Annotated in this window: 23 protein-coding genes; 17 read left to right on the plus strand and 6 right to left on the minus strand. The window is 32.5% G+C overall.

What is annotated here, in order from left to right; translation table 11 throughout:
* The first annotated feature begins 28 nt into the window (after nt 1-28).
* The 15 genes from ABD941_RS06160 (at nt 29) to ABD941_RS06230 (ending at nt 14,397) form a co-directional block, all read left to right on the plus strand.
* Nucleotides 29-448 carry a hypothetical protein gene (locus ABD941_RS06160; protein WP_345273163.1) on the plus strand — a complete coding sequence of 140 codons (420 nt, stop codon included), beginning with the start codon at nt 29-31 and terminating at the stop codon, nt 446-448.
* Between the two features lie 98 nt (nt 449-546).
* On the plus strand, nt 547-1,299 hold the full coding sequence (gene sufC / locus ABD941_RS06165) for a Fe-S cluster assembly ATPase SufC (RefSeq protein WP_345273164.1): 753 nt from the start codon (nt 547-549) through the stop codon (nt 1,297-1,299).
* Nucleotides 1,300-1,435: 136 nt separating this feature from the next.
* Nucleotides 1,436-2,749, plus strand: a complete 1,314-nt coding sequence (sufD, locus tag ABD941_RS06170) for a Fe-S cluster assembly protein SufD (protein WP_345273165.1) — start codon at nt 1,436-1,438, stop codon at nt 2,747-2,749.
* A 7-nt stretch (nt 2,750-2,756) separates the two neighbouring features.
* On the plus strand, nt 2,757-3,971 hold the full coding sequence (locus ABD941_RS06175) for an aminotransferase class V-fold PLP-dependent enzyme (RefSeq protein WP_345273166.1): 1,215 nt from the start codon (nt 2,757-2,759) through the stop codon (nt 3,969-3,971).
* Nucleotides 3,972-4,014: 43 nt separating this feature from the next.
* On the plus strand, nt 4,015-4,443 hold the full coding sequence (locus ABD941_RS06180; RefSeq protein ID WP_345273167.1) for a hypothetical protein: 429 nt from the start codon (nt 4,015-4,017) through the stop codon (nt 4,441-4,443).
* A gap of 40 nt (nt 4,444-4,483) precedes the next feature.
* Nucleotides 4,484-4,906 (plus strand): SufE family protein, encoded by a 423-nt coding sequence (locus ABD941_RS06185; RefSeq protein WP_345273169.1) that lies wholly within the window; start codon nt 4,484-4,486, stop codon nt 4,904-4,906.
* A 58-nt stretch (nt 4,907-4,964) separates the two neighbouring features.
* The gene (locus tag ABD941_RS06190; RefSeq protein WP_345273170.1) at nt 4,965-5,288 is read left to right on the plus strand and encodes an SUF system Fe-S cluster assembly protein; all 324 of its coding nucleotides are present in this window, start codon (nt 4,965-4,967) and stop codon (nt 5,286-5,288) included.
* Nucleotides 5,289-5,353: 65 nt separating this feature from the next.
* Complete coding sequence (locus ABD941_RS06195; protein ID WP_345273171.1) at nt 5,354-5,860, plus strand: DUF2480 family protein; 507 nt, start codon at nt 5,354-5,356, stop codon at nt 5,858-5,860.
* 73 nt (nt 5,861-5,933) lie between these two features.
* Complete coding sequence (locus tag ABD941_RS06200; RefSeq protein ID WP_345273172.1) at nt 5,934-6,875, plus strand: DUF3078 domain-containing protein; 942 nt, start codon at nt 5,934-5,936, stop codon at nt 6,873-6,875.
* A 292-nt stretch (nt 6,876-7,167) separates the two neighbouring features.
* Nucleotides 7,168-7,536 carry a response regulator transcription factor gene (locus ABD941_RS06205; RefSeq protein ID WP_345273173.1) on the plus strand — a complete coding sequence of 123 codons (369 nt, stop codon included), beginning with the start codon at nt 7,168-7,170 and terminating at the stop codon, nt 7,534-7,536.
* A gap of 39 nt (nt 7,537-7,575) precedes the next feature.
* Complete coding sequence (locus ABD941_RS06210) at nt 7,576-8,679, plus strand: hypothetical protein (RefSeq protein ID WP_345273174.1); 1,104 nt, start codon at nt 7,576-7,578, stop codon at nt 8,677-8,679.
* Nucleotide 8,680: 1 nt separating this feature from the next.
* Nucleotides 8,681-10,111, plus strand: coding sequence for a glycosyltransferase family 2 protein (locus ABD941_RS06215; protein ID WP_345273175.1), 1,431 nt, complete (start codon nt 8,681-8,683; stop codon nt 10,109-10,111).
* A 22-nt stretch (nt 10,112-10,133) separates the two neighbouring features.
* A complete protein-coding gene (locus tag ABD941_RS06220) occupies nt 10,134-12,551 on the plus strand; it encodes a sulfatase-like hydrolase/transferase (protein ID WP_345273176.1) in 2,418 nt (805 codons plus the stop codon).
* A 12-nt stretch (nt 12,552-12,563) separates the two neighbouring features.
* The gene (locus ABD941_RS06225; protein WP_345273177.1) at nt 12,564-13,814 is read left to right on the plus strand and encodes a YaiO family outer membrane beta-barrel protein; all 1,251 of its coding nucleotides are present in this window, start codon (nt 12,564-12,566) and stop codon (nt 13,812-13,814) included.
* A 31-nt stretch (nt 13,815-13,845) separates the two neighbouring features.
* On the plus strand, nt 13,846-14,397 hold the full coding sequence (locus tag ABD941_RS06230) for a class I SAM-dependent methyltransferase (RefSeq protein WP_345273178.1): 552 nt from the start codon (nt 13,846-13,848) through the stop codon (nt 14,395-14,397).
* Nucleotide 14,398: 1 nt separating this feature from the next.
* On the opposite strand, the gene hflX is transcribed toward ABD941_RS06230, so the two are convergent.
* Nucleotides 14,399-15,625, minus strand: a complete 1,227-nt coding sequence (gene hflX / locus ABD941_RS06235) for a GTPase HflX (protein WP_345273179.1) — start codon at nt 15,623-15,625, stop codon at nt 14,399-14,401.
* Nucleotides 15,626-15,688: 63 nt separating this feature from the next.
* Here hflX and ABD941_RS06240 point away from each other — a divergent pair, with 63 nt between their 5' ends.
* Nucleotides 15,689-16,657: an endonuclease/exonuclease/phosphatase family protein gene (locus tag ABD941_RS06240; protein ID WP_345273181.1), complete on the plus strand. Its 969-nt coding sequence runs from the start codon at nt 15,689-15,691 to the stop codon at nt 16,655-16,657.
* Here the strand turns inward: ABD941_RS06240 and ABD941_RS06245 are convergent, their stop codons facing one another.
* The 3 genes from ABD941_RS06245 to ABD941_RS06255 all read right to left on the minus strand — a co-directional run bounded on the left by ABD941_RS06245 (nt 16,658) and on the right by ABD941_RS06255 (nt 21,403).
* Nucleotides 16,658-16,987 carry a hypothetical protein gene (locus ABD941_RS06245; RefSeq protein WP_345273182.1) on the minus strand — a complete coding sequence of 110 codons (330 nt, stop codon included), beginning with the start codon at nt 16,985-16,987 and terminating at the stop codon, nt 16,658-16,660.
* A 76-nt stretch (nt 16,988-17,063) separates the two neighbouring features.
* Nucleotides 17,064-18,506, minus strand: coding sequence for a DUF5689 domain-containing protein (locus tag ABD941_RS06250; protein WP_345273183.1), 1,443 nt, complete (start codon nt 18,504-18,506; stop codon nt 17,064-17,066).
* A gap of 95 nt (nt 18,507-18,601) precedes the next feature.
* On the minus strand, nt 18,602-21,403 hold the full coding sequence (locus tag ABD941_RS06255; protein WP_345273184.1) for a TonB-dependent receptor: 2,802 nt from the start codon (nt 21,401-21,403) through the stop codon (nt 18,602-18,604).
* A gap of 119 nt (nt 21,404-21,522) precedes the next feature.
* Between ABD941_RS06255 and ABD941_RS06260 the strand changes: the two genes are divergently transcribed.
* The gene (locus tag ABD941_RS06260; protein ID WP_425557092.1) at nt 21,523-22,578 is read left to right on the plus strand and encodes an endonuclease/exonuclease/phosphatase family protein; all 1,056 of its coding nucleotides are present in this window, start codon (nt 21,523-21,525) and stop codon (nt 22,576-22,578) included.
* A 7-nt stretch (nt 22,579-22,585) separates the two neighbouring features.
* On the opposite strand, the gene ABD941_RS06265 is transcribed toward ABD941_RS06260, so the two are convergent.
* Together ABD941_RS06265 and ABD941_RS06270 are read right to left on the minus strand one after the other, a co-directional pair.
* Nucleotides 22,586-23,023: a hypothetical protein gene (locus ABD941_RS06265; protein ID WP_345273186.1), complete on the minus strand. Its 438-nt coding sequence runs from the start codon at nt 23,021-23,023 to the stop codon at nt 22,586-22,588.
* Between the two features lie 122 nt (nt 23,024-23,145).
* The gene (locus tag ABD941_RS06270; RefSeq protein ID WP_345273187.1) at nt 23,146-24,747 is read right to left on the minus strand and encodes an Ig-like domain-containing protein; all 1,602 of its coding nucleotides are present in this window, start codon (nt 24,745-24,747) and stop codon (nt 23,146-23,148) included.
* Between the last annotated feature and the right edge of the window lie 60 nt (nt 24,748-24,807).

Here is a 24,807-nt window from a genome sequence, read left to right on the forward strand (position 1 = left end):
TGTATCATCAATTAAAACTTTAATTTAAATGAAAAAAATAGTTTTTATAACATTAATTCTAACAGCATTCATAAGCTGTAAAAACGAAACCAAATCAGAACAAAAAGAAAACGTAACCATTTCAGACGATTCTGAAAGAACAGCAAAACAGAATGATGGACTTACACTATTAATAGGCGAGTTTGTTTATTATGATGGTGCTGCCGTTTTACAAACCCATGCAGAAATTTACGGTGTTATCGTTACAGATAAAATGCTAGAACTAAATGCACTTGCTGAAAAATATAAAAAAGAGGCTACCGATATGGTTCGAGTAGAAATACGAGGGAAAATTACAAACCAAAAAGACGAGAAAATTCTTTGGGAAAATAAGGTTGAAATTATTGAAATATTAAATGTAAAACCAGCTACTAAAGAAGAAAAGAACGTCGTGAAACTAGGTAGTTAAAACACAAAAAACATCCCGATAGCTATCGGGACTAAATTCCAATGGTCTTATAAGTCTTGGAATTTAGTATTTAAATATTGAGATTTTAAATTAATTGTATGTTAAAAATAGAAGATTTACACGCAAGTGTTGAAGATAAGACCATTTTAAGAGGTATTAATCTAGAAGTAAAACCAGGAGAAGTTCATGCTATCATGGGTCCCAATGGTTCTGGAAAAAGCACACTAGCTTCTGTTATTGCAGGGAAAGAAGAATACGAAGTAACCCAAGGAAACATTGTTTTTGATGGTGAAGATATTGAGGAATTAGCTGCTGAAGAACGAGCGCATAAAGGGGTGTTTTTATCATTCCAATACCCTGTTGAAATTCCTGGTGTTTCCGTTACTAACTTTATTAAAACTGCCATTAACGAAACGCGCAAGGCTAAAGGTTTAGAGGATATGCCTGCTAAAGACATGCTTAAACGCATTCGTGAGAAATCTGAATTATTGGAAATTGATAGAAAATTTTTATCGCGCTCCTTAAACGAAGGGTTTTCAGGAGGAGAGAAAAAACGTAACGAGATTTTCCAAATGGCCATGCTAGAACCAAAACTAGCCATACTTGATGAAACAGATTCTGGCTTGGATATTGACGCCCTTCGTATTGTAGCCAATGGTGTAAACAAGCTTAAAAGTAAAGATAATGCCGTGGTAGTCATCACTCATTACCAACGTTTGTTAGACTATATTGTTCCCGATTTTGTTCATGTTTTATACAATGGTAGAATTGTAAAATCTGGCACTAAAGAGCTAGCTCATGAGCTTGAAGAAAAAGGATACGATTGGATTAAAGAAGAAGTAAACGCTTAAAAATAGTAGCAGTATTCAGTTGTAGTTGACAGTTTGCTCACTAATAAATGAATACTCTAAGTTAAAAATAGTAAACAGTTAATGTCTAGTTTTTCTTTTTACTGAAAACTGAGACTGCAACTGAAAACTGAAACAGATGGATTTAAAAGACAAATTATTATCATCCTTTCTAGTGTTTGAAGACCAAGCAGATGTAGACACCTATGTGCATAATGTTAGAAACGATGCTATAAAAATATTTGAAGAAAAAGGATTCCCTACCAAAAAAGAAGAAGCTTGGAAGTATACCTCTTTAAATAAAATTTTAAAAGAAGATTATAGTGTTTTCCCTAAACAAGAAAATGCTTTGGAATATAAGGATGTAAAAAAATATTTTATTCATGATATTGATACCTATAAAATTGTATTTATAGACGGTAAATACTCATCACATTTATCCCAAACAACACATGATGGTATTGATGTTTGCTTAATGTCTTCAGCGTTAAACAAACCCAAATACCGTTTAGTTATTGAAAACTACTTTAATAAAGCCGCTACAAAAGACAGCTTACCATCATTAAACACGGCATTTTCAAACGAGGGTGCCTACATTCATATTCCCAAAAACAAACTGGTAGAAAAGCCCATTCAAATCATACACCTTTCAACAGGAAATGAATCGGCTAATTTGTTGCAGCCACGAAATTTAATTGTAGTTGATGAGAATTCTCATGTACAAATTATAGAACGTCACCAAAGTTTAACAGATAATCCGGTTTTAACCAATAGTGTTACCGAAATTTTCGCAAACAAACGTGCCATTGTAGACTATTACAAAGTGCAGAACGATAATGATAATGCCTCATTAATAGACAATACCTTTATCAAACAAAAACGAGAAAGCGTAGCTTCAGTGCATACTTTTGCGTTTGGAGGTAAACTAACACGTAACAATTTAAACTTCTATCAAGAAGGCGAACGTATAGACTCTATTTTAAAAGGAGTAACTATTATTGGTGACAAACAACATGTAGACCACAACACATTGGTACACCATATTAAACCAAATTGTGAAAGTCACCAAGATTATAAAGGTATTTTTGGCGAGAATTCAACTGGTGTTTTCAACGGAAAAATTATTGTGGAAAAAGAAGCCCAAAAAACCAATGCCTTTCAAGCCAATAACAATATTTTAATCAGCGATAAAGCCACAATAAATACAAAACCGCAATTAGAAATTTTTGCAGACGATGTTAAATGCTCACACGGTTGCACTATCGGGCAACTTGACGAAAGCGCTATGTTTTATATGCAAACACGTGGCATTCCTGAAAAGGAAGCCAAAGCCCTTTTAATGTACGCCTTTAGTAACAATGTATTAAGTTCTGTTAAGATTCCTGAAATAAAACAACGAATTACTAAAATTATCGCCAACAAATTAGGTGTTAATATTGGTTTCGACCTTTAGTACAACCATGTTCAACGTAGAAGACATTAGAAAAGATTTCCCCATTCTTTCTCGTAAAGTCAATGGCAAATCCTTAGTGTATTTTGATAATGCTGCAACATCACAAACCCCACAACAGGTTATTGATGATATTGTAGACTATTATTCAAATTACAATGCAAACATACATCGTGGTGTACACACCTTAAGTCAAGAAGCAACAGATCTATACGAGCAAGCACGACATAAAATCCAAGCACATTTCAACGCCAAGTTTTCGCATGAAATCATATTTACATCTGGAACAACACATAGCATTAATCTAGTTGCAAATGGTTTTTCATCACTATTAAAAAAAGGTGATGAAATTATTGTTTCTGCATTAGAACATCATAGCAATATTGTACCCTGGCAAATGTTATGCGAACGCACAGGTGCTATTTTAAAAGTCATTCCAATGAACCAAGATGGCGAATTGGTTATATCTGAATTCAATAAATTACTATCAAAAAACACCAAATTAGTTTTTGTTAATCATATATCAAATGCTTTAGGAACAATCAATCCTATTGAATATATTATTAAAAAAGCACATGAAGTTGGCGCTGCAGTTTTAATTGACGGTGCTCAATCAACACCACACATCAAACCAGATGTTCAAAAATTGGATGTTGATTTTTATGTGGCTTCAGCACATAAAATGTGTGGACCAACAGGTGTTGGTATGCTATACGGAAAAGAGGAATGGTTAAAAAAACTCCCCCCCTATCAAGGCGGAGGAGAAATGATTTCTGAAGTCACTTTCGAAAAAACAACTTATGCTGATTTACCCCATAAATTTGAAGCAGGCACACCAAATATAGCTGGCGGTATTGCTTTTGGAACTGCCATAGATTATATGAACAGTGTTGGTTTTGAAAACATTGCTGAATACGAGCATGAATTATTAGAATATGCCACAGAAAGACTTTTAGAAATCGAAGGCTTAAAAATCTACGGAACCTCCAAAAACAAAACATCCGTTGTTTCTTTTAATTTGGAAAACATTCATCCTTATGATGTAGGCACTATTTTAGATAAATTAGGAATTGCAGTAAGAACAGGACACCATTGTGCACAACCCATTATGGATTTTTACTGTATCCCAGGAACAGTTAGAGCCTCTTTTTCGTTTTACAATACAAAAGCCGAAATAGACACTTTGGTTGAAGGCATAAAAAAAGCAAAAATGATGCTCTCTTAAATTTTGGCTTCCTTTTTGTAATATTTTTATAAAATCAAACCTTATGAAATTTCTTTTTATAATTCTATCATTAGTATTTTTAGACAATAGTTGCTCATCATCCAAAATTAATCAAGATGCCATTGTGTTAGAGTATTCTGCTTCTTCAAGAAGTTTCTATAAAAAAATTACAGTTAACAGAAAAGCCATTTTAACCGTTAATAAAAGAGATAACAGCCCTATTAGCAACACTTGCAGTAGCAATAATTGGGATACCCTAATAAAAAAACTTGAGTCTATTGATGTACAAAATATTGCAAATCTAGAAGCACCTAGTAAAGATTTTCTATTTGATGGTGCGGCTATGGCTAGGTTGAAAATAATTTACAATGGCACAACTTACGAAACGCAACCTTTCGACCATGGAAAACCACATGAAAACATTGCTGCATTAGTTAAAGAAATGCTATCAATTTCTGAAAACATTGAATAGCAACGTTTGTTGTTGTATTTTTGCATAAAAATTTGTGATTGTGAGTATTGAAGATATACAAAATGAAATAATTGACGAATTCTCAATGTTTGAAGACTGGGAAGAACGTTACCAATATATGATTGATTTAGGAAAAGATTTACCCTTAATTGAAGACCAATACAAAACCGATAGCAACATTATAAAAGGTTGCCAAAGTAAAGTATGGGTACATGCTGAAATGAATAACGATAGAATAGCTTTTACCGCCGATAGTGATGCTATAATTACCAAAGGTATAATCGCTATTTTAATTCGTGCTTTTTCAAATCAGCACCCAAAAGATATTATTGATGCTGATACCGATTTTATTGATAAAATCGGACTTAAAGAACATTTATCACCAACGCGTGCTAATGGGTTAGTTAGTATGATAAAACAATTAAAAATGTATGCCATAGCATACCAAACCCAACTTAATTAAGTTTAATCATTTTACGTTTAATTGTTTTAAGCAACTAAACACATAAAACATTTAAGAGATGAGTGAAATTATAGACACCACCGAATTAGGAGAAAAAATAGTAAATGTTCTAAAAACAATTTATGATCCAGAAATTCCAGTAGACATATACGAACTAGGTTTAATCTACGACGTATTTGTAAATGAAGATTATGATGTAAAAATATTAATGACACTTACAACACCTAACTGTCCTGTTGCTGAAACCTTGCCTTTGGAAGTTGAAGAAAAAGTAAAATCACTTAATGCTGTAAAAAGTGCAGAAGTAGAAATTACATTTGACCCTCCTTGGACACAGGAACTAATGAGCGAGGAAGCAAAGTTAGAATTAGGGATGCTTTAAAATAAGTTGGCAGTATTTTCAGTTGTAGTTTGCTATAATACTTTAAACACTTAACAACAATCATTTTGAAAAACGAAATCATAAATCGCGTAGCGAATAGCAAGTTAGTGACCATTGATCTTGAGGATTATTACCCTAAAGGACAACGTGTCCTTTTTGATATTAAAGATTGGTTGTTTGAAGGTTTTGTGCTTCGCGAAAAAGATTTTAGAACTCAAGTTACTGAATTTGACTGGTCGCAATATCAAGATGGTTATGTGGCTTTAACATGCAGTTCAGATGCTATTATTCCTGGCTGGGCATACATGCTCTTAAGTATTCAACTTGAACCTTATGCTAGAAAAGTTGTTATTGGTAGTCTCGAGAACTTAGAAACCTCTATTTACCAAGATATTATAAATGATTTTGATGTTTCTGCTTATAAAGACAAACCTATTATTATAAAAGGTTGCTCTAACAAACCTGTACCCCAAAATGCTTACATTATGCTTTCCAACAAGCTTAAACCTATTGCTAAATCTATCATGTATGGAGAGGCTTGTTCTTCTGTTCCGCTTTTTAAAAACAAGTAATTTACCTGTGACAAAACTTTGTTAGTTGGGTCTAAACTGTATATTTGCACAAATTTTTAACTAAATTAAAATTATGAAAAAATTATTTTTCACATTATTATGTCTTAGTGTTTTAACGTTAAACGCTCAAACAAAAGAAGAATTACAAGCACAAAAAGCCGAAAAGCAAGCTATCGCTGATGCTGCAAAAGCAGAAGTTGATGCAATACAAGCTAAAATTGACGCCCTTCCTGGTTGGAGAATTGGGGCTTTTGGTACTATTGGTGGAAGTTTATCTAACTTTAATAACTGGTATTCTCAAGGAACACCAAACAACGCCTCAGGTAATATTGGATTTACTGTAAATGCTTATGCTAATTTAATTCAAGAAAAATTCTTTTGGAGAAACGCATTAACAACCAATCTAAATTGGGTAAAATTAGATAATAAAGATGATCCCAATGACGATGAGGACTTTAACCCTACTACCGATGTCTTTAATATTTCATCATTATACGGTCGAAATATCACTAAAACATTAGCCGCTTCAGGTTTAATGGAGTACAGAACAACACTTTTAGATAACTTTAATGACCCTGGTTATTTAGATCTTGGTATTGGTGCTACTTGGACTCCAATTGAAAATTTAATTGTAGTCATACACCCATTAAATTACAACTTTGTTTTTTCTGATAATGATACCGTATTTGATTCATCATTAGGTGCCAAAATCGTAGCAGATTATACCAGACAAATTGGAGCAATAAACTTTAAAACTAACTTCTCTACATTCCAAAGCTATAAAAGCGGAGACTTATCTAACTTTACTTGGACCAACTCTTTTAGTTATACCTTATGGAAAATGATTGGTGTTGGTTTTGATTTTGGTTTAAGAAGTAACAAACAAGAAGCTTTAAATTTTGCTTTGGGACAATATGATCCGTTAGCAGTTCCTGCCCAAACTGAACCAACCTTTGACAATGTAGATAACGATTTACAGACATACTACACATTCGGTTTAAGCTATAAGTTTTAAGAATAAAAAAATTAAGTAAAAAAGCGCTTCTTTAAAAGAAGCGCTTTTTTTGTGCCATATTTTAATAATTTATCTCACAAAAGACATTTTATTCCTACAAAATAATATATTAATTTCGTGTTTTATCGATTTTATTTGCGTTTTATCGATTTTATTGTATCTTACACCCGTTTTTGAAAGGTAATTTCAACAAATTTGTTTCGCTACTAAAAACATAAGTAGTAAAAACTATTCTGTCTCTCATTGTTTGTAAGATTTCAAAAACACTAATATTTTTAATATAACAGAAAAAATGAGCAAGAAAAAAATTGTTTTAGCAGAAGATAATACAACGCTTTCATTGTTATTAAAATTTAGATTAGAAAAAGAAGGGTTTAATTTATATATGGCTAAAGATGGAAAAGAAGCTGTAGAATTAATTGAAAATAATTCGCCAGATTTAATCATCACAGATATCATGATGCCTTTTATAAGTGGCCTAGAAGTTATAAGTCATATAAGAAACAAATTAAATTCAGAAACCCCAATAATTGTTTTTTCATCAGCAGGTCAAGAAGAAATGGTACTTAAAGCTTTTAACTTAGGCGCCAACGATTTTATGGGAAAACCATTTAGTCCGAACGAATTAATGATAAGAGTAAAAAGATTATTAAGTACCTAGCACACTAAAGTGCCTCAACTGTAAATTCATTTCACCCCAATGATTGATTACCAGTATTTACATAACACCTACAATAATTTTCCCTTTCTAATTAAGTTAGCTTGGTTTGCTAGTGGCACATTAGTATTAGCCATTTTTGTTTTAACCATATACTTAAGACTCATTCGATTAAAACTAAGAAAAAAACGCCAAGACAAAGCAAAATTTAAAACAGAATACGAAGCACTTTTAATTGAATATGTGTATTCTGGCGATGATTCTGGTGAAACCACAGAGACACAAAATATTATTATTGAACAGTTAAAAGACGCTATAAAAATTGATTTTAAACGTAAAATGGTCGTCTATGTTTTATATGATTTAATGAATCAGGTTTCAGGGGAAATGTCTGATGCCATTAAATTATTTTATTTTAAAACAGGTCTTGTAAATTACGCTTACAATAAATTAAACAGTAAGAAATGGCATGTTATTGCTAAAGGTATTGGGGAATTAAGACGTTTCAGGGTTGAAGAGGCTAGCCATAACATTGCAAAATTTATTAACTATCCAAGAAGAGAAGTTCAAAAAGAAACACAACTGTATATGGTTAATTTATTTCTTTTTGATGGACTTTCATTTTTAGACGACTTAAAAACACCGCTTTCAGAATGGGCTCAAATACAATTACTTGAAACACTACAAAAATTTGAAAACCAAGAAATATGTAATATTCGTCCATGGTTAAAATCCACTAATCATTCCGTTGTATCGTTCGCGCTAAAGTTGGCTCAAATTTATAATCAGTTTGAAGTTAAGGACACTTTAATGGAGTTGTTATCGCACCCGAATAAAGAAATTCGAGTTAATACCATAAATGTTTTAACACATTTATATGGTATTGAAGCAAAGGAAATGCTAAAAGCAAATTTCAATACATTAAGTATTGAAGAACAAATTAGCTTCTTTGGCTTATTGGAAAAATTAGTGCTTCCAGACGATGAGCCTTTTATAGAAAAACATTTGTTTCATAAAAATTTCGAAATTCAATTACTTGCCCTCAACATACTAAAAGAAATTAATATCGATAAATACATGGGATTCAAAAATTTATCAAATGAAGAAAAAAGTCCCGCTATGCTAAAAGTAGCAAACACATTATAATATGGATACAAGTTCAGTTAAAATAATATTACAAATACTGCATTACCTGTTTTTTGGATATGCCTTTTGTGCTATTCTATCATATATTGTTTTATCAATTATTTCTGGAAAAGAAACCATTGAGTACATTAAAAAAAGAAGTTTTATTGATTATAAAGATATTTTATCATCAACTATTTCACCTTCAATAACTATTATTGCACCTGCATACAACGAAAGCTTAAATGTCGTAGAGAATGTGAGGTCTTTATTATCCAATCACTACGTAAACTATAATGTAATTATTATTAATGATGGCAGTAAAGATGATAGCTTAGAACGCCTTATTGAAGCTTATGATTTAGAGAAAGTAAACTACATTATTAACGAAAAAATTAAAACACAACCCTTAAGAGCAGGTGTATTTAAATCTAAAAACCCCGCCTTTGAAAAACTTATGGTTGTCGATAAAGAAAATGGAGGAAAAGCTGATGCTTTAAACATGGGGCTTAACATTAGTAAAAGCAAATATGTAGCTTGTATTGATGTGGATTGTTTATTACTAGAAGATGCCCTTCAAAAATTAATTAAACCTTTTCTGGATGAAACAGACACCAAGGTTATAGCTGCTGGTGGTGTTATAAGAATAGCAAACTCTTGTGTTATTAAAGGTGGCAAGTTAATAGATATTAACCTTCCAAAAAAGCTCTTAGTACAATCTCAAATTTTAGAATATTTAAGAGCCTTTTTACTTGGTAGAATGGCCTGGAGTCGATTAAATGGTTTACTAGTAATATCTGGTGCTTTTGGGATATTTAATAAAGAAATTGCCATCGCAGTTGGTGGTTACGACACCAAAACTGTTGGCGAGGATATGGAAATTATTGTTAGGATGAGACGTTATATGGAAGAGAAAAACGAAAAATATAGAGTCTCTTATATTCCAGACCCTTTATGTTGGACAGAAGCCCCAGATACTTATAAAATATTTATATCACAAAGAAACAGATGGACTAGAGGTACAATTGAGACTTTAAGAAAACATAGAAAAATAGGTTTTAATAAAAAATATGGTTCGTTTGGTTTATTAAGTTATCCATATTGGTTAATCTTTGAAAGACTGGCGCCAATAATTGAGACTATTGGTTTGCTATACTTTACTATTTTAATTATTCTACAAGAAGTTAAATGGGAATATGCCTTATCATTTCTTGTTCTATCGTATGTGTTTTCAGTAGTTTTTTCCATTGTAGCCATATATTCAGAAGAATTAACTTTTCATCAATACAAAAAGAAAGGTACAGGCTTTAAACTCATTTTATTAAGTGCTCTAGAACCTTTTGTGCTACACCCCTTTATACTTTATGCTGCTATGAAAGGTAATTATGATTACTATTTTAACAAGAAAAAGAAATGGGGAGCAATGACAAGAAAAGGCTTAACAGCAAATTAAAAAACAGATAATTAGGTAATTTATGAAACTGAATTTTAAAAATACAGATGCTTATATTTATTTATGTGCTTTTGCTGCATTAATTGCAACATTTTGGTTAATAAGCTTAACCGAAATCATGCTTTCAAAATCATATACAAATCATATAATAACAACCATACTTTACAAGTTTACAAATGATTTTTGGGCGTGTATAGTAATAGGTATTATACTTTTTCCTGTTTATTTATTGATACATATTGCACTTAAAAAAAGAGCCTCCATTGTTCTAAAAATTCTTTTAGTATTGCTAATACTTGGTCAGTTTTCGCTTGTAAAGTATAGCATTACAACCATGCTAAATTTAGGAGCAGATATTTTGGGGTATTCCTTTGATGATGCCTTTAGTACAGTTGCGGTATCAGAATCCATTTCTATTACCTACTTTTTACCTTTTATTATATTTCCATTAATCTTTTTTATCCTATTCAAACTATTTAAAACACGTTTATCAGGCAAATCATTAAAAGGATTTTCTTTAATAGTTATAATACTTTTTGGAAGTATAAAACTTATATTCTCAAATACGTCAGAAACGAAAAACAAAAACAAAATGCTCTTTTTTGTATCGGACATTCTTGAGTTTAAAAGTGAACAAAGGAAATTAAGTGCCTATAATTTTTCAGAAAGAAAAGACTATCCACTATTAAAACCTTATAAAAAATCACAAGATGTACTATCACCTTTTTTTAATAGTAAAGATGAAAAACCTAATATTGTAGTTATTGTTGTTGAAGGTTTAGGTAGCGAGTTTGTAAATAATGATATTTATAGCGGCTTCACACCTTATATCGATTCCATTATACCCCAATCCTTAAACTGGGATAATTTTGTAAGTACCACAGGGCGTTCTTTTGGTATTTTACCATCTTTATTTGGCTCATTGCCTTATGGCGAAAAAGGGTTTTTAGAAATTTCCAATACCCCTTCTCACACCTCATTAATAAGTGTTTTAAAAGCAAACGGATACCAAACAAACTATTATTCTGGAGGCCCTTCTAGTTTTGATAGAAAAATCAATTTTTTAGAATATAATGGTATTGACAATTTAATTGATGAAAACAAATACGGCCCTGGCTATATAAAAACAGCAAGCAATGATGGCGGGTTTTCTTGGGGCTATCCAGATAAAGAAATCTTCAACAAAGCTTTATCTTCTTTAAAAATAGAGAAACAACCTAGGTTAGATATTGTCATGACACTTTCATCTCATGAACCATTTGAATATCCCGATAAGGAAAGCTATATGGCTCAAGTTGATAAAAAACTGGAAAAACTGGAAAAACCTGAAAGCACTAAAAACAAAATAAGTAGTCATAAAGACATCTTTGGATGCCTTCTTTATACAGATAATGCCATTAAAGGTTTTATGAATGCTTATGCCAAAAGACCTGACTATGATAACACTATTTTTATAATTACTGGTGACCACAGACTTATCCCAATTGAGCAAAAAGACAAATTATGTAGGTTCCATGTGCCATTTTTAATCTACAGTCCATTATTAAAAAAGCCAGAAAGCTTTAAATCGGTTTCATCACACTGGGATGTTACCCCTTCAATATTAAACTTTCTAATAAACAACCATAAATTTAAGCCTTTACAACAAACAGCTTGGATGGGAAAAGGTTTAGACACCACAAGACATTTCAGGAATAAAAACAAAATCCCTTTAATGCGATATAAAGGCAGTTTAAATGATTTTATATATGATGATTATTTCTATTCTGGTGGAGAATTATTTAAAATAAACGAAAATTTCGGCACCTATAAAGTAAAAGAAGAAGCGATTATAAAAGCCATCTCAGATTCACTGGCTAAGTTCAAGAAGATGAATGCCTATGTGACCCAAGAAAATAGAATTTTTCCGGATTCGCTTAACATTTATGTTACTCCTAAAACAAAATTTTCAAAAGAACAATTAACAGAAATCAAAACGTATTCTAAAGGAAAAACCTTTGATGAATTATTATTTATGGCACGCGATTTAGCACATAAGAAGCAATATGATGTTGCGTGTTTGCTGTGCGATTATATTTTAAATGAATTTCCTAATTATACCGATGCTAGAGTACTAAAAGGAAGGACATTAGCTTGGGAACAGGATTACAAGGCTTCAGAGTCTGCATTGTTAAATGCCATTAAAAGGTCGCCATATTATGATGATAGTTACTTAGCGATTTTAGATATGTATTGGTGGTCTGGTCAGGAAAAAAAATCCCCAAATATTTATAGCCAAGCTATTAATAATGAAGTAATAAATCCAGAAATAAGTTTCAAAATGGCTAAAGCATTCTCTAGATTGAAAGACCGTGTAAGGGCTAATAAATTAATGGATAGTTTAACTAAACTTTACGCTGATAATTCTGAATACAAAAAATTTAAAAGGAGTTTAAAATAAAGACAGCCTGTAATGAAGACATTATTAATTATACTATCATTTTTAATCAGTACCATTTCCTTTGCACAAGAAACCATATTTAAAGGAAATCCAGATACTGCTTTTGAAGTTGCAAGAAAAATGGCTTTTAATAAGCAACGTGAACAAGCCCAAGACTCTTTACTGTTTATACTTACCAAATACCCAAACTATCATGATATAAGGTCGTTTTTGGCAACAACATATTCTTGGGACGGGCATTACCAAAAAGCAAAAAAAGAGTTTGACTATGTTCTTAAAAAAAGCCCAAAAAGATTAGACACGTGGCAAGCAGCCATAAAAAATGAATTATGGAGCAGTGCGCCAACCAGTGCTTTGCAAATGACAAATGAAGCGCTTAAGCATTTACCGAACAACCCCGATATTTTATATTTAAAGGCCAGTGCCCAGGATAACTTAAATAGACCTGAAGAAGCCTTAAAAACTTTGGAAAACTCGTTAGCGTTAAACCCAAATCACGAAAAAACAAAAGCCTATAAAATAAGTTTAAAAAACAAATTGAGCCTTAATACTATAGGATTTAAAGCTGCGGTTGATTTATATTCTGAAGTTTTTGACCCCATGCAGTATTATTTACTAAAGTATATTAGAGCAACAAAGTATGGTAGCATTCATGGAAAAATAAATATTAACCATCGTTTTCAATCTACAGGAGCTCAATTTGAAATTGATATGTACCCCAGAATAGCAAATGGTTTATATGCCTACTTAAATTTTGGAGTTTCTAATTCATTCTTGTTTCCCGATATACGTTATGGTGCCGAATTACATCAATCTTTACCAAAAGGATTTGAAGCCTCACTAGGTTTTAGAGGCTTAAAATTTAGTACTACAACTATTATATATACGGGTTCAATTGGGTGGTACAATAAAAATAATTATTGGTCTTTTAGAAGCTATGTAACGCCGGGCGAACCTTCAGCTAGTATGTCTGGAACCTTGAGTTTTAGAAAATACGGACGTGATGCCAACAACTTTTTTAGTATTGATGTAGGTGCTGGGTTTTCTCCAGAGGAAAACAGATTTAATTTTGGAGGGAATGAAAATACTATTATTAACCTTCAGTCTCAGAAGTTTAACTTAGGATATTACTTTTCTTCAAAAAACAATAATAATCTTTGGGGAGCTCAAGCTGGAGTTTCTCATCAAGAAATTAGTTTTAATCCAGGTTCTTATTTCTGGATTTATTCATTTTCATTATCTTGGGACTTCTTATTTAAATAATATGAATCCTACAAAATCGAATTATATATAAATGAATCAAAAAATAAAAACTTCGTTAGCTTTTGCAAAAAACCTTTTGGTTACTGGTGCTATTTCTGAAACAAGTAGACAAGTTGAAATAGACATTTGTAAACACATTTCTAAGGAAGATAATAAGGTTATTGTAGAGTTTGGAATGGGGCACGGCAACATAACCCAAGAAATATTAAATACCATATCACCTACCTCAAAACTCTATGCTTTTGAAGTCAAAGAGAGCTTTTGTAAACATGTTAGGGAAAAAATTATCGATGATAGGCTAATTATTGTCAATGATGGTGCACAAAATTTAAAAAAGCACATAAAAGAAGATATCAATACTGTAATCTCTTCTATTCCATTTTCGTTTTTTAGTAAAGAAAAAGGTTTAGCCATCATACAAGATGCCTATGATCTTTTAGAAAACAACAGTTATTACAGTCAAGTATTATACACTAAATTTAACTTCAAAAAATTTCAGCAAATTTTTGAAGACTGCGAAATCACTTCTAATAAAAACCTGTTAACTGAATATATATATCATTGTAAAAAAACTATTGAATAAATCAATGGTTTTTACCCATATCCTCGTAATTATAATCTGGATATAAAAAATGATTATACGGAAAACGCGTTATGTGAATGTCGCGAACTTCATCGTAAACCCGTTTTTTAAAGTCTTCTAAGTTACTTTTATTTAAAGCAGAAATGAATAAAGCGTTATTTCCCACTTTACTCATCCAAGTACTTTTCCATTCATTAAGAGTATAGTGTCTTTCGGTGCGCTCAGTTTCTAAATCATCCTCAGCTAAAGGTTCTGCTTCATAAGCATCAATTTTATTGAACACCATAATCGTTGGCTTATCGCCGCTTTTAATTTCGCCTAAAATTTTCTCAACAGAAGCAATATGCTCTTCAAAATTAGGATGCGAAATATCAACGACATGTAGCAGCAAATCGGCTTCTCTTACCTCATCTAATGTGCTTTTAAAACTATCAACCAATTGTGTTGGCAGTTTTCTAATAAATCCAACCGTATCAGACAATAGGAATGGTAAGTTTTGTATCACTACTTTTCTAACAGTCGTGTCTAAGGTTGCAAATAGTTTGTTTTCGGCAAATACCTCACTTTTACTAACAACGTTCATTAGTGTAGATTTTCCAACATTGGTATATCCAACAAGAGCTACACGAACCATTTTTCCACGATTGCCACGTTGTACTGCCATTTGTTTATCAATAGTCTTTATACGGGCTTTTAGCAATGAAATTTTATCACGAACAATACGCCTATCTGTTTCAATTTCAGTTTCTCCAGGTCCACGCATTCCAATACCCCCTTTTTGGCGTTCAAGGTGCGTCCACATACCTTTTAAACGCGGCAATAAGTATTCGCATTGTGCCAATTCTACTTGCGTTCTAGCATAACTCGTTTGGGCGCGTTGGGCAAAAATATCAAGGATTAAATTGGTCCTATCCAATACTTTAACATTAAGAATTTTACTAATATTACGTTCTTGTGCCGCAGATAATTCATCATCAAAAATAGCTGTACTTATATTATGCGCTTCAATATATCGATGTACATCTTCCATCTTCCCACTGCCTATAAACGTTTTAGGGTTTGGCATATCCATTTTCTGTGTAAAACGTTTTACCGCATAACCGCCAGCTGTAAATGTTAAAAACTCCAATTCATCTAAATACTCTTTAGATTTTTCTTCATTTTGTTCTTTAGTAATAACGCCTATTAAAACGGCTCTTTCTAAAGCCATATCTTTCTTTTCTATCATGTTGCAAAGTTAAACATTTACGGCTATTATTATTTTTATATTTTTTAGTCTATTTTTGATTTTATGACCGATTCTTTTGACGATATTCCCGTTCGTAACAATATGCAGACTGTTGCGTTTTACAACCTTGAAAATTTATTTGATTTAGTTAATGACCAACACACTAACGATAAAGACTTTTTACCAAAATCAGTCAAAAAATGGACGCCTAAGCGTTATGATAACAAGCTAAGAAAATTAGGATTTGCCATTTCTAACATTGGCCGAAGAGAAACAGGCAAACACCCTGCACTTGTTGGTTTAGCTGAAGTTGAAAACGCTAAAGTTATTGAAGACCTCATCGACTCAAAGCATCTAGAGAATTGTAATTATGATTATGTACATTATGACTCTTTAGATGAGCGGGGTATTGACGTGGCATTATTATATGACACCAAGGCCTTTAAGGTTATGTATTCTGAAACTTTTACTGTTGATCTTACTGATGATGATGGCTCTCCTGATTATACCCGAGATATTTTATTAGTTGTGGGTTTACTTGATGATGAGCCTGTAAATGTCATTGTTAACCATTGGTCATCTAGACGTGAGGGTGAAAAAGAAACGGAGCATAAACGTATAGCTTCATCAAACAAAACGGGGGAGATTATTTCGGCCTTACGATTAAAAAATGCTGATGCCAAAATTATGGTCATTGGTGATTTTAATGATAATCCGCATAGCAACAGTATTAAACGTTTAGTGGAAGATTTTGATTTATTTAACCCCATGGAAACCTTACGGTCTTATAACCGAGGAACAACAAACCACAATCGGCAATGGAATTTATTTGATCAAGTTTTAATTTCTACCAATTTTTTTAAGACTTCAGACCATTTATTTGAATTTAGCTCTGCCAATATTTTTGATGAAGATTTTTTAAAACTTTTTGATGGCAAATATAAAGGCACCCCTTTTAGAACGTATGTTGGCAAAAAATACAAAGGAGGTTATAGCGACCACTTTCCAGTGTATGCCATTTTTAAGAAATGATTAAACGGCCTGAAATAAAACATAGGTTAAACCCAAAATCACTATTGGCAACATCCAAAGCAACCAAATGTTATGGGAAAGTTTTTTCTTTTTAAGCATTTTTGCATTTAGTACTTTTCGCTTTCTACCACCAAATTGCATCCAGTTTTTGAAATAAAGAAAAATAACGGTTATGACAAATAAGGTCCATGCTTTATCTGCCGACATAGTGTTCACATGCATTTGCCTAAAAAAGCCTGCAAAAAAGACACCCAAAAGCAATAGTAAACTGCTTTGTAAAAAGGTAATATAAAATGTTGCTATACTGTTAGCCTTTTTACTCTTTCTCATTTTGTAATGTTGAAAGAAACGAAAGAAGAGTTGGTCGAATGTGGTCATTTATTAATTTATTATGACAAAGGTAAAACTATTCCGCATAATCCACACTAATATCATCCAACTCATAAATACCATCAAACGTATCTTGTCCACTGCCCGTAAATTTGAAAGCAATATACATGGTTCCTGTTACACACGATAAATCAACACTTCCGGAATTAAACCAAGGCACAAATGAATCGGTGTCTTTTACCACATAAGCCGCAGATAGCTCGCCCCACGTTGCCAATGCAACACCAGCTTCAGTACCATCCCAATCTAAGGAATACAATACTTCCATATAACTACTATCGGCTAAGCTATTGGAGGTTTTAAATCGTAACGTTTCGCCATCTTGAGCATCTAAATTGATGGCAGATGTTATTAACCAGCCAATATTGCTGGCATCACCAGAACTAGAGGCTTTAAATCTAGCAGAACGCCCTAAGGATGCATTGGATGATGTTGATGAATAACCTTCCCAGGCTTCTGTACCCGCTTCAATATAATTTGTCCATCCATCAATGGCTATCGGTTTATTATTTTTTTGAGATTCAAAATCTTCATATAATAAATTACCTGAACCAACAGTTGTTGCTAAACCACAGGATAATTCCATAGGGTCACAACGCTCGGTGCTATCAAAATTAATATCTGCCGAACTATTTATGACCAAGACATTAAAATCATCTCTAAAATCCCTGCTAAAAATGCCTGTAACACTTCCTTTGCCTTGTGGTACAACCAACGCCTTAAAATCCGAAAATGTACTGGTTTGCATAATCATGGATATCCCAGAATTGCAGCTTTCCAATAAACGTAATCCGTCAAATTCATCAAAGGATTCACTTGCAAAAGTCGACCCTAATTCGAATCTATTTAATTGCATATTTTCTAATTGAATTAAGGTGTTTTCATCAGACGCATTTAAATCCGCTAAACCTGATATTTTAGGGATCATGGTAGCTATCTCATTACTTCTAATAACAATATCTTTATATTCTGAAGGTTGAATTTGCTCAACTTGTACAGCATTACCTTTACCAATGGTAATAACGCCACTAGTTTCTCCAATGGTTAAGCCATCCATTTTTATATATACTTTTTGTCCGAATTGATATGTGTCTGATAAATTAGGTACGTTAACATCAACTTTAAAACCTAATCTTGGGTCGCTACCCGAACTACTATCATCCGTTTTATTCTGAATAATCAATTCTTCAAAAAAGTTTCCTGATTTATCGGAAGACACGACGTAGCCTTCAATGTATAAATCAGGTTCATCATTAATAACTACTATTGCGTTACCATTATTTACGGCTTGTTCATAAAGCGATTTCATGGCTCTAAATGTGGTTATTTGTTCTTGGGGAATTGTAGGTTCGGTTATTGAAATATCTGGAGTATCATAATCCCCATCTTTAACACAAGATGTTATTATTAATAGTATCCAAATAAAACCAAATATAGTTTTGTTAATATTATTTTTCATTCTTTTTGTTTTTAATGTCCCGTTTTCAAGGGAATGACTTCCGATCTTTCGGTTCAAGGAAAAACATTGACATATATCAATGAATTATTATGCTATTAAAATCTAACATTCAAATTTAAAAAGTATGTAATCCCACGTCCATACCAATATTTAGAACCAAAAACAGGTGTATTTAAAGCTTGATCATCTCTTAATTCTCTATAATTAGCATTTCTGCCTTGCTCAAAACCTCCTGTTTTATAAACTTCATCTAACAGATTATTAATACTTGCAAAAAAACCAACATAGTATTTGCCAACTTTTAATGATTTTCCTCCAACTAGATTTACCGACATATAATCGTCAAAACGCTCTTGTTTCAACAATGCTCTAGCTAAATCTTCATCATAATCATTAAATACATTACCATCAAAATCAGCATTAAAATTAGACGACCTTATTAACGGACTCACATCTATATATGTATTTGCAAAAAAGTTGGCTGTGGCCCCAAACCACCAATAATCTGGATCGCGGTATTCAAAACCAATGGAATAGCCATTCTGAGGGCCTGATGCTAATTTATAGTCTTTTAATTTTGATTGTCCGAAATCTTTAAATCCATCGACAAATCCTGCTGCTAAGGCTTCATGGTCTGGTTCTGTTGACAGAAATAAATTTGGGTTATTATCATAAGTAAATTGGCCTATGGCAGCTGCACCTTTTAGTTTAATTGTTGGTGTTACTTGTGCTTCAACACCTAACTCTACACCGATGTGTTTTTTACTAATTCCTTGTAAAATCTCTTGTACAAAGGCAGTATTGTCGCCACCAATACCGTCTGCAAAAAAGAAAGATATTTCACTAGCATCTGAGATTTTCGTGTAATAGCCTGTTAGCTTTGCTTTTACAATTGGGGAACGAAAAATATAACTTGCATCAACTGATACTATGTTTTCTTCTGAAATATTGGGGGTAACATTATGGTTTTCTCTAGAATTTGAAAACGTGTTTTTTATAAAAGGTGCTCTTGAAATATAACCAGCATTAACATCTAACACATGCTTACCTGTTAACTTATAGGTAAACCCTACTTTTCCTCCAAATCCTGTAAATGTTAATTCATCTCCTCTACCTAATGAACTATCTGGGAATCCTCCATTTTTATAAAGTCCTTCTCTTTGGTATGTTGTGTTTTTTATACTTCCCGAAATATAAAAATCCATTTTATTATATGTAAACTGCGCTTGGGTATAGGCACTTCGCTCATTTGCAAATATGCTATAATGGTATTTAAATGTATCGCCCTCACCTACTATTCGGTTTGGATTGAGTAAATCGTTTTGGGCTTGATTAACAGTTGTTGCAAAACCATCAATATCTAAATAGGTAGATGCCCCCAAAAGGTCGATAACTTGAGCAAAATTTTCAGATTTTAAAGCTTTATAATTTATGCCTGTATTAAGCATCATATTATCGTTTATATCTTTGCTTAAAATCATGTTTATGGTTATTTGACTATCATCTACCCGGTCTTCATATAACGCATAGATAGCATTGCCTCCACTTTTTGCGTTATTAATATTAGCATGATACATAGCCGTCCAATCAATTTGCCCTTCATCTTGAAAAACTTTTAATGCTTTGTAAGCATTTCCTAAATTGTCTGGAAAATTGCGCTCAAAATAACTAGGGAGTTTTTGATAATAGGTTGGACTGGGATTGGTGCCTCCTCCTTGTGGAAATCCGTCAATCAAGTCAGTTCCATTGTAATCTAATCGGCTGTTTCCTAGTTTTCCAAATTGATAGCCAATGTTTGTGTTTAGCTTTGTTTTTGTATTAAGAGTCCAATAATGATTCAACATAATAATAGGTTCATTCACTTCTTTAATTCTAGAATTACGCTTCTCGCCATCTTGATAGCCCCAATATTCATTATACTTTATGTCTTTTAAATCATAAATTTCTTGGGTATTTGGAGATGATTTTCCTCTTCGGTTTGGCGTATAAATAGCTGTTAGGTTCAAACTATGCTTATCATTAACTTTCTTTTCTATGGAAGTGAAAAATGAATTGGAATTATAATGTGTTGCATCTTGATAGCCTTCGTTACCCCAACGCCTAGCTACTGAAACCATATACGCCCAATTATTTTTCAATAATCCCGAAATATATGTGCCCATAATTCGATTTGTATAACTTCTGTTTGAAGATGAATAGGTTATACGGCTTCCTGGTCTAGCTTCAGAAGCTCTTACATTTATATTTGTTGTTCCTAACACGCCTCCAAAATTATAGTTTGAAGGTGTTAAACCTGTAGTTAGTTCTTGGTTACGCAACACATCATTTATACCGCCCCAATTACTCCATTGTGGTCTTCCGTTATACACTTTGTTCATTTCTATACCGTTAATGAGAATAGAACTATTATTAGAGTCTAAACCACGAACTCTAAAAAAAGACGAACTGAATTCAAAAGCGGCTGTTCTTTGAAAAATATCTAATGATGACGCGAGTAAACCTGAAATATTATCGGCACCACTGGTATCATCATTAAGCTCATCATCTGATAAGGTTATTATGAATAGGTCGCCTGTATCTGATGCATCTCTATCTAAAGTTATATCGGTAATATTTACCGTTTTTCCTTCATCTATGACTATTGGAAAGCGTTTTGAAATATAACCTGTTTTGTGAATTTTTAGCATTTGTTCACCTAAAGGCAGGCTTTTATCAAATAAAAATTCGCCTAAAGTATCTGATAATAAATACAAATCAGTGCCTTCAATGGTTATAGTTATCCCTTCTATGGGTTCAAATGAGAGGCCATCCTTAACACTACCTTTAACCCTAGTTTGTTGAGCATAGAAGGACATCGTAAAAAATCCGAATAAAAATATAAGGGTTATCTTACTCATATTCACTTTTAATACAACAATTATAAGAAAAAACAACTATATTTTTATTCTTTTTAAACTAATATTGAATAACTTTGACTTAATTTTTGTATTATAATTCCTATATTAATATGCATCTCATGTCAATAAATTATCTGAAAATCAAATTGTTAACGCTATTTATCAGTTTATTTTTAAACACAAATGCGCAAGAAAAAAAATTTAAAATCCATACAGTGGCCTTCTATAATTTGGAAAATTTATTTGACACTATAAACGATCCTACTAGATTGGATGAGTATAGTCCTATTATGGCATTAAAAACTAATAAAGGCACTGTTTACAAACAAAAAATTAGCAATATGGCTCGTGTTATTGCCGATATTGGACATGAGGTTACTAAAAACACACCTAGTATTGTCGGGGTTTGTGAAGTTGAAAACGAGAACGTTTTAGAAGATTTGGTTAACGATTCGTTGTTAGTCCATAAAGATTATGGCATTGTTCATTATAACTCAACAGATTCCAGAGGGATTGATGTGGCACTTTTATATCAGAAAAAAGTATTTACGCCAATTAGCACAAGCACTCATGAATTGAAAATTTATGATGATCAAAATCAGAAACGGGTTTATACCAGAGAACAATTGTTGGTAAGTGGTATGCTTGAAAAGGAGCTTATTCACATTATTGTAAACCATTGGCCTTCTAGGCGTGGCGGCGAAGCTAAAAGCCATCCAAAAAGGGTTGCGGCAGCTAAATTAAGTAAACGTCTTGTAGATTCTTTACAGGTCATTGACCCGTACGCCAAAATATGTATTATGGGCGATTTAAATGACAACCCTAACAATGCCAGTGTAAAAAAAATACTAAAGGCTAAGACATCTAAAAGTATTGGACTTAAAGGTATTTATAACCCGTTTGAACGTTTTTATAAAAATGGTATAGGCACAACGGCTTATCGGGATGCTTGGAGCTTATTTGACCAAATTATGATTAGTAAACCTTTTCTTGAAAAAGATTATACTTCATTTCAATTTTATAAAGCTGGTGTATTTAATAAAAATTATGTTATTACTAAAAATGGTACTCATAAAGGTTACCCGCTAAGAAGTTTTGGATATGATGGCTTTAAAAATGGGTTTAGCGATCATTTCCCTGTGTATGTTTATTTAATTAAGGAAGTTTGTAATTAGTTAAAAATTATCCCATCCATGTACTCCAAGGAATTCTAGACAAAAACAAGACTAATGCTATAGTATAGAAAACAGCTATGGTCTTTAATTTAGCTTTAGATGTTAGTTTCTTTTTATGTTTTGAGTAACCTATTGTAATTAAAGCTACTGCTACTATATTAACAAATGGATGTTCTACAAGATATAATCGTGCTATTGAATTGCTCATGACTTTACCTCCTAATTCACTCCAGAGCTCTAATCGTGGTGAAACAAAATATAACACTAGACCTATTAACAACTGGATATGAGAGACAATTAACGTAAATAATGATTTTCTAAAATCGTTGGCTTCATATTCTTTATCTCCGAGCGTTTTTATTATAGCGTTTACGGTTGCTATTATTAATACTAAAAGCACTAGATATGCCCAATATGAATGAAGTGATTTTACAACGTCGTACATGGTTTAACTATATTATTTTTTACAATAAACAAATGTAATAATAAAACCTATAAAAAAACCGCTTTGTCCCAATAACTATCAGGAGAAGCGGTTTTGAAATTATATTATTTTTTTTTACTGTATTAGTTCCATTTATTCTCTGCAGCATTCCCTCCCCAGATTAATGTGGCTAGATAAGGGTTGTCTATAAATGGATTTCTATTTCCTTGTGCTGCGTAAATTACATTGTTTCTTTGCAACTCAAAAGCTGAGGCTGGGTCTTCAGCATTCCATTTTAAAAATAACTCCAAGCCACCAACTTTAGAAAATGTTTCGCCATATCGTATATATAAATACATTACCATTCTTGCTACATCGCCTTTCCATTCATCTCCAGGAAACCATGTTTCTCCCATTAATTGATATGTTCCACTTCCATCTACAAAAGGATAGTTAAGCCTATTGCTATTTACAGAGGCATCACAGGATCTTAAATGATGTAAGTCTGTTACAGAATCATCTGAAACTAATAATGACTGTGGGTATACGTGTTCTGTATTAAATGTTTGTGGCGAATATGCATTTGATCCTGATGTATATTCTTCCCAATACCTACTTTCTCCTGAATACATTAAAATGACGTTATCGGCATTGCTTAAATCTTCATCTGCATTATATAAATACTGATGTCTTTGACCATAAGACAATATTGTTGTATGGTTTGTTTGTGTATGATCTTCTAATTCGGAAAGCATTAAATCTGAATTTTCAGTGAAGACAACCCCATTATAATAATCTACTAGTTCAGCAGGTATATTAAAGTTTAGAGGGGTAATAACAGTAATGGTAACTGTTGCCGTAGAACAAGAGTTGTCAGGCGTATCGTCATCGCAAATGGTATAGGTAAATGTATCTTCGCCTAAAAAACCATTTTGTGGTGTATATGATACTGTTTTATCGTTATTTAAAACAACTGTTCCTTGAGTATTTGTATCATCAATTGCCGTTAAAACAGCATCATCAGTAACATCATCGTTTTGTAAAAGATCATCAAAAACTGTTGTTGTGTCTTCAAGAGCATTATAGGCATCGGCATTAGCCGTAGGATTCCCTTCATCTGTAACTGAAATTGTAACTGTTGCTGTTACACATGTTGGCGTAGCATCATTATCGCACAAGGTATATGTAAATGTATCTTCGCCAGAAAAACCATTTATTGCAGTATAGGATACCGAACTATCGTTATTTAACACGACTGTTCCAGTGCTTGATGTAGCGTCAATAGACGTTAATGTAGCGCCATCTACTAATGTATCATTATCCAAAAGGGTTGTAAATATTGTAGTGGTGTTTTCTGCAACTTCAAAAGCATCATTTACTGCAACTGGGCTTCCTATATCTGTAACGGTTACAGTTACAGTGGCTGTTGAACAATTTGGTGTACTTAATCCATCACATATTGTATATGTAAAAGTGTCTGTTCCCGTAAAATTATTTACTGGTGTGTAAATAAGCTTATTAGAGATCTCGTTAATGGCTGCTCCATTACTTGACGTCGTATCAAAATCGTCAAGCGTTGCGTTATTTTTAAGTGTGTCATTACTTAGAACACTTATTGTTATTGGCGTGTTTTCTAAAGTAGTTACAGTATCATTAACAGCTACTGGAGGTGTTACTGGATCACTATCATCGCCTCCACTACATGCAAAAAACATAACAAATAAAAACAGATATAAATATTTCATAAAAATATATTTTAGATAAAAAAACCTCTCACTTTTGTAAGAGGCTTTTTATTATTTATT

Source organism: Flaviramulus aquimarinus, from assembly GCF_039543205.1.
GTDB lineage: Bacteria > Bacteroidota > Bacteroidia > Flavobacteriales > Flavobacteriaceae > Flaviramulus_B > Flaviramulus_B aquimarinus.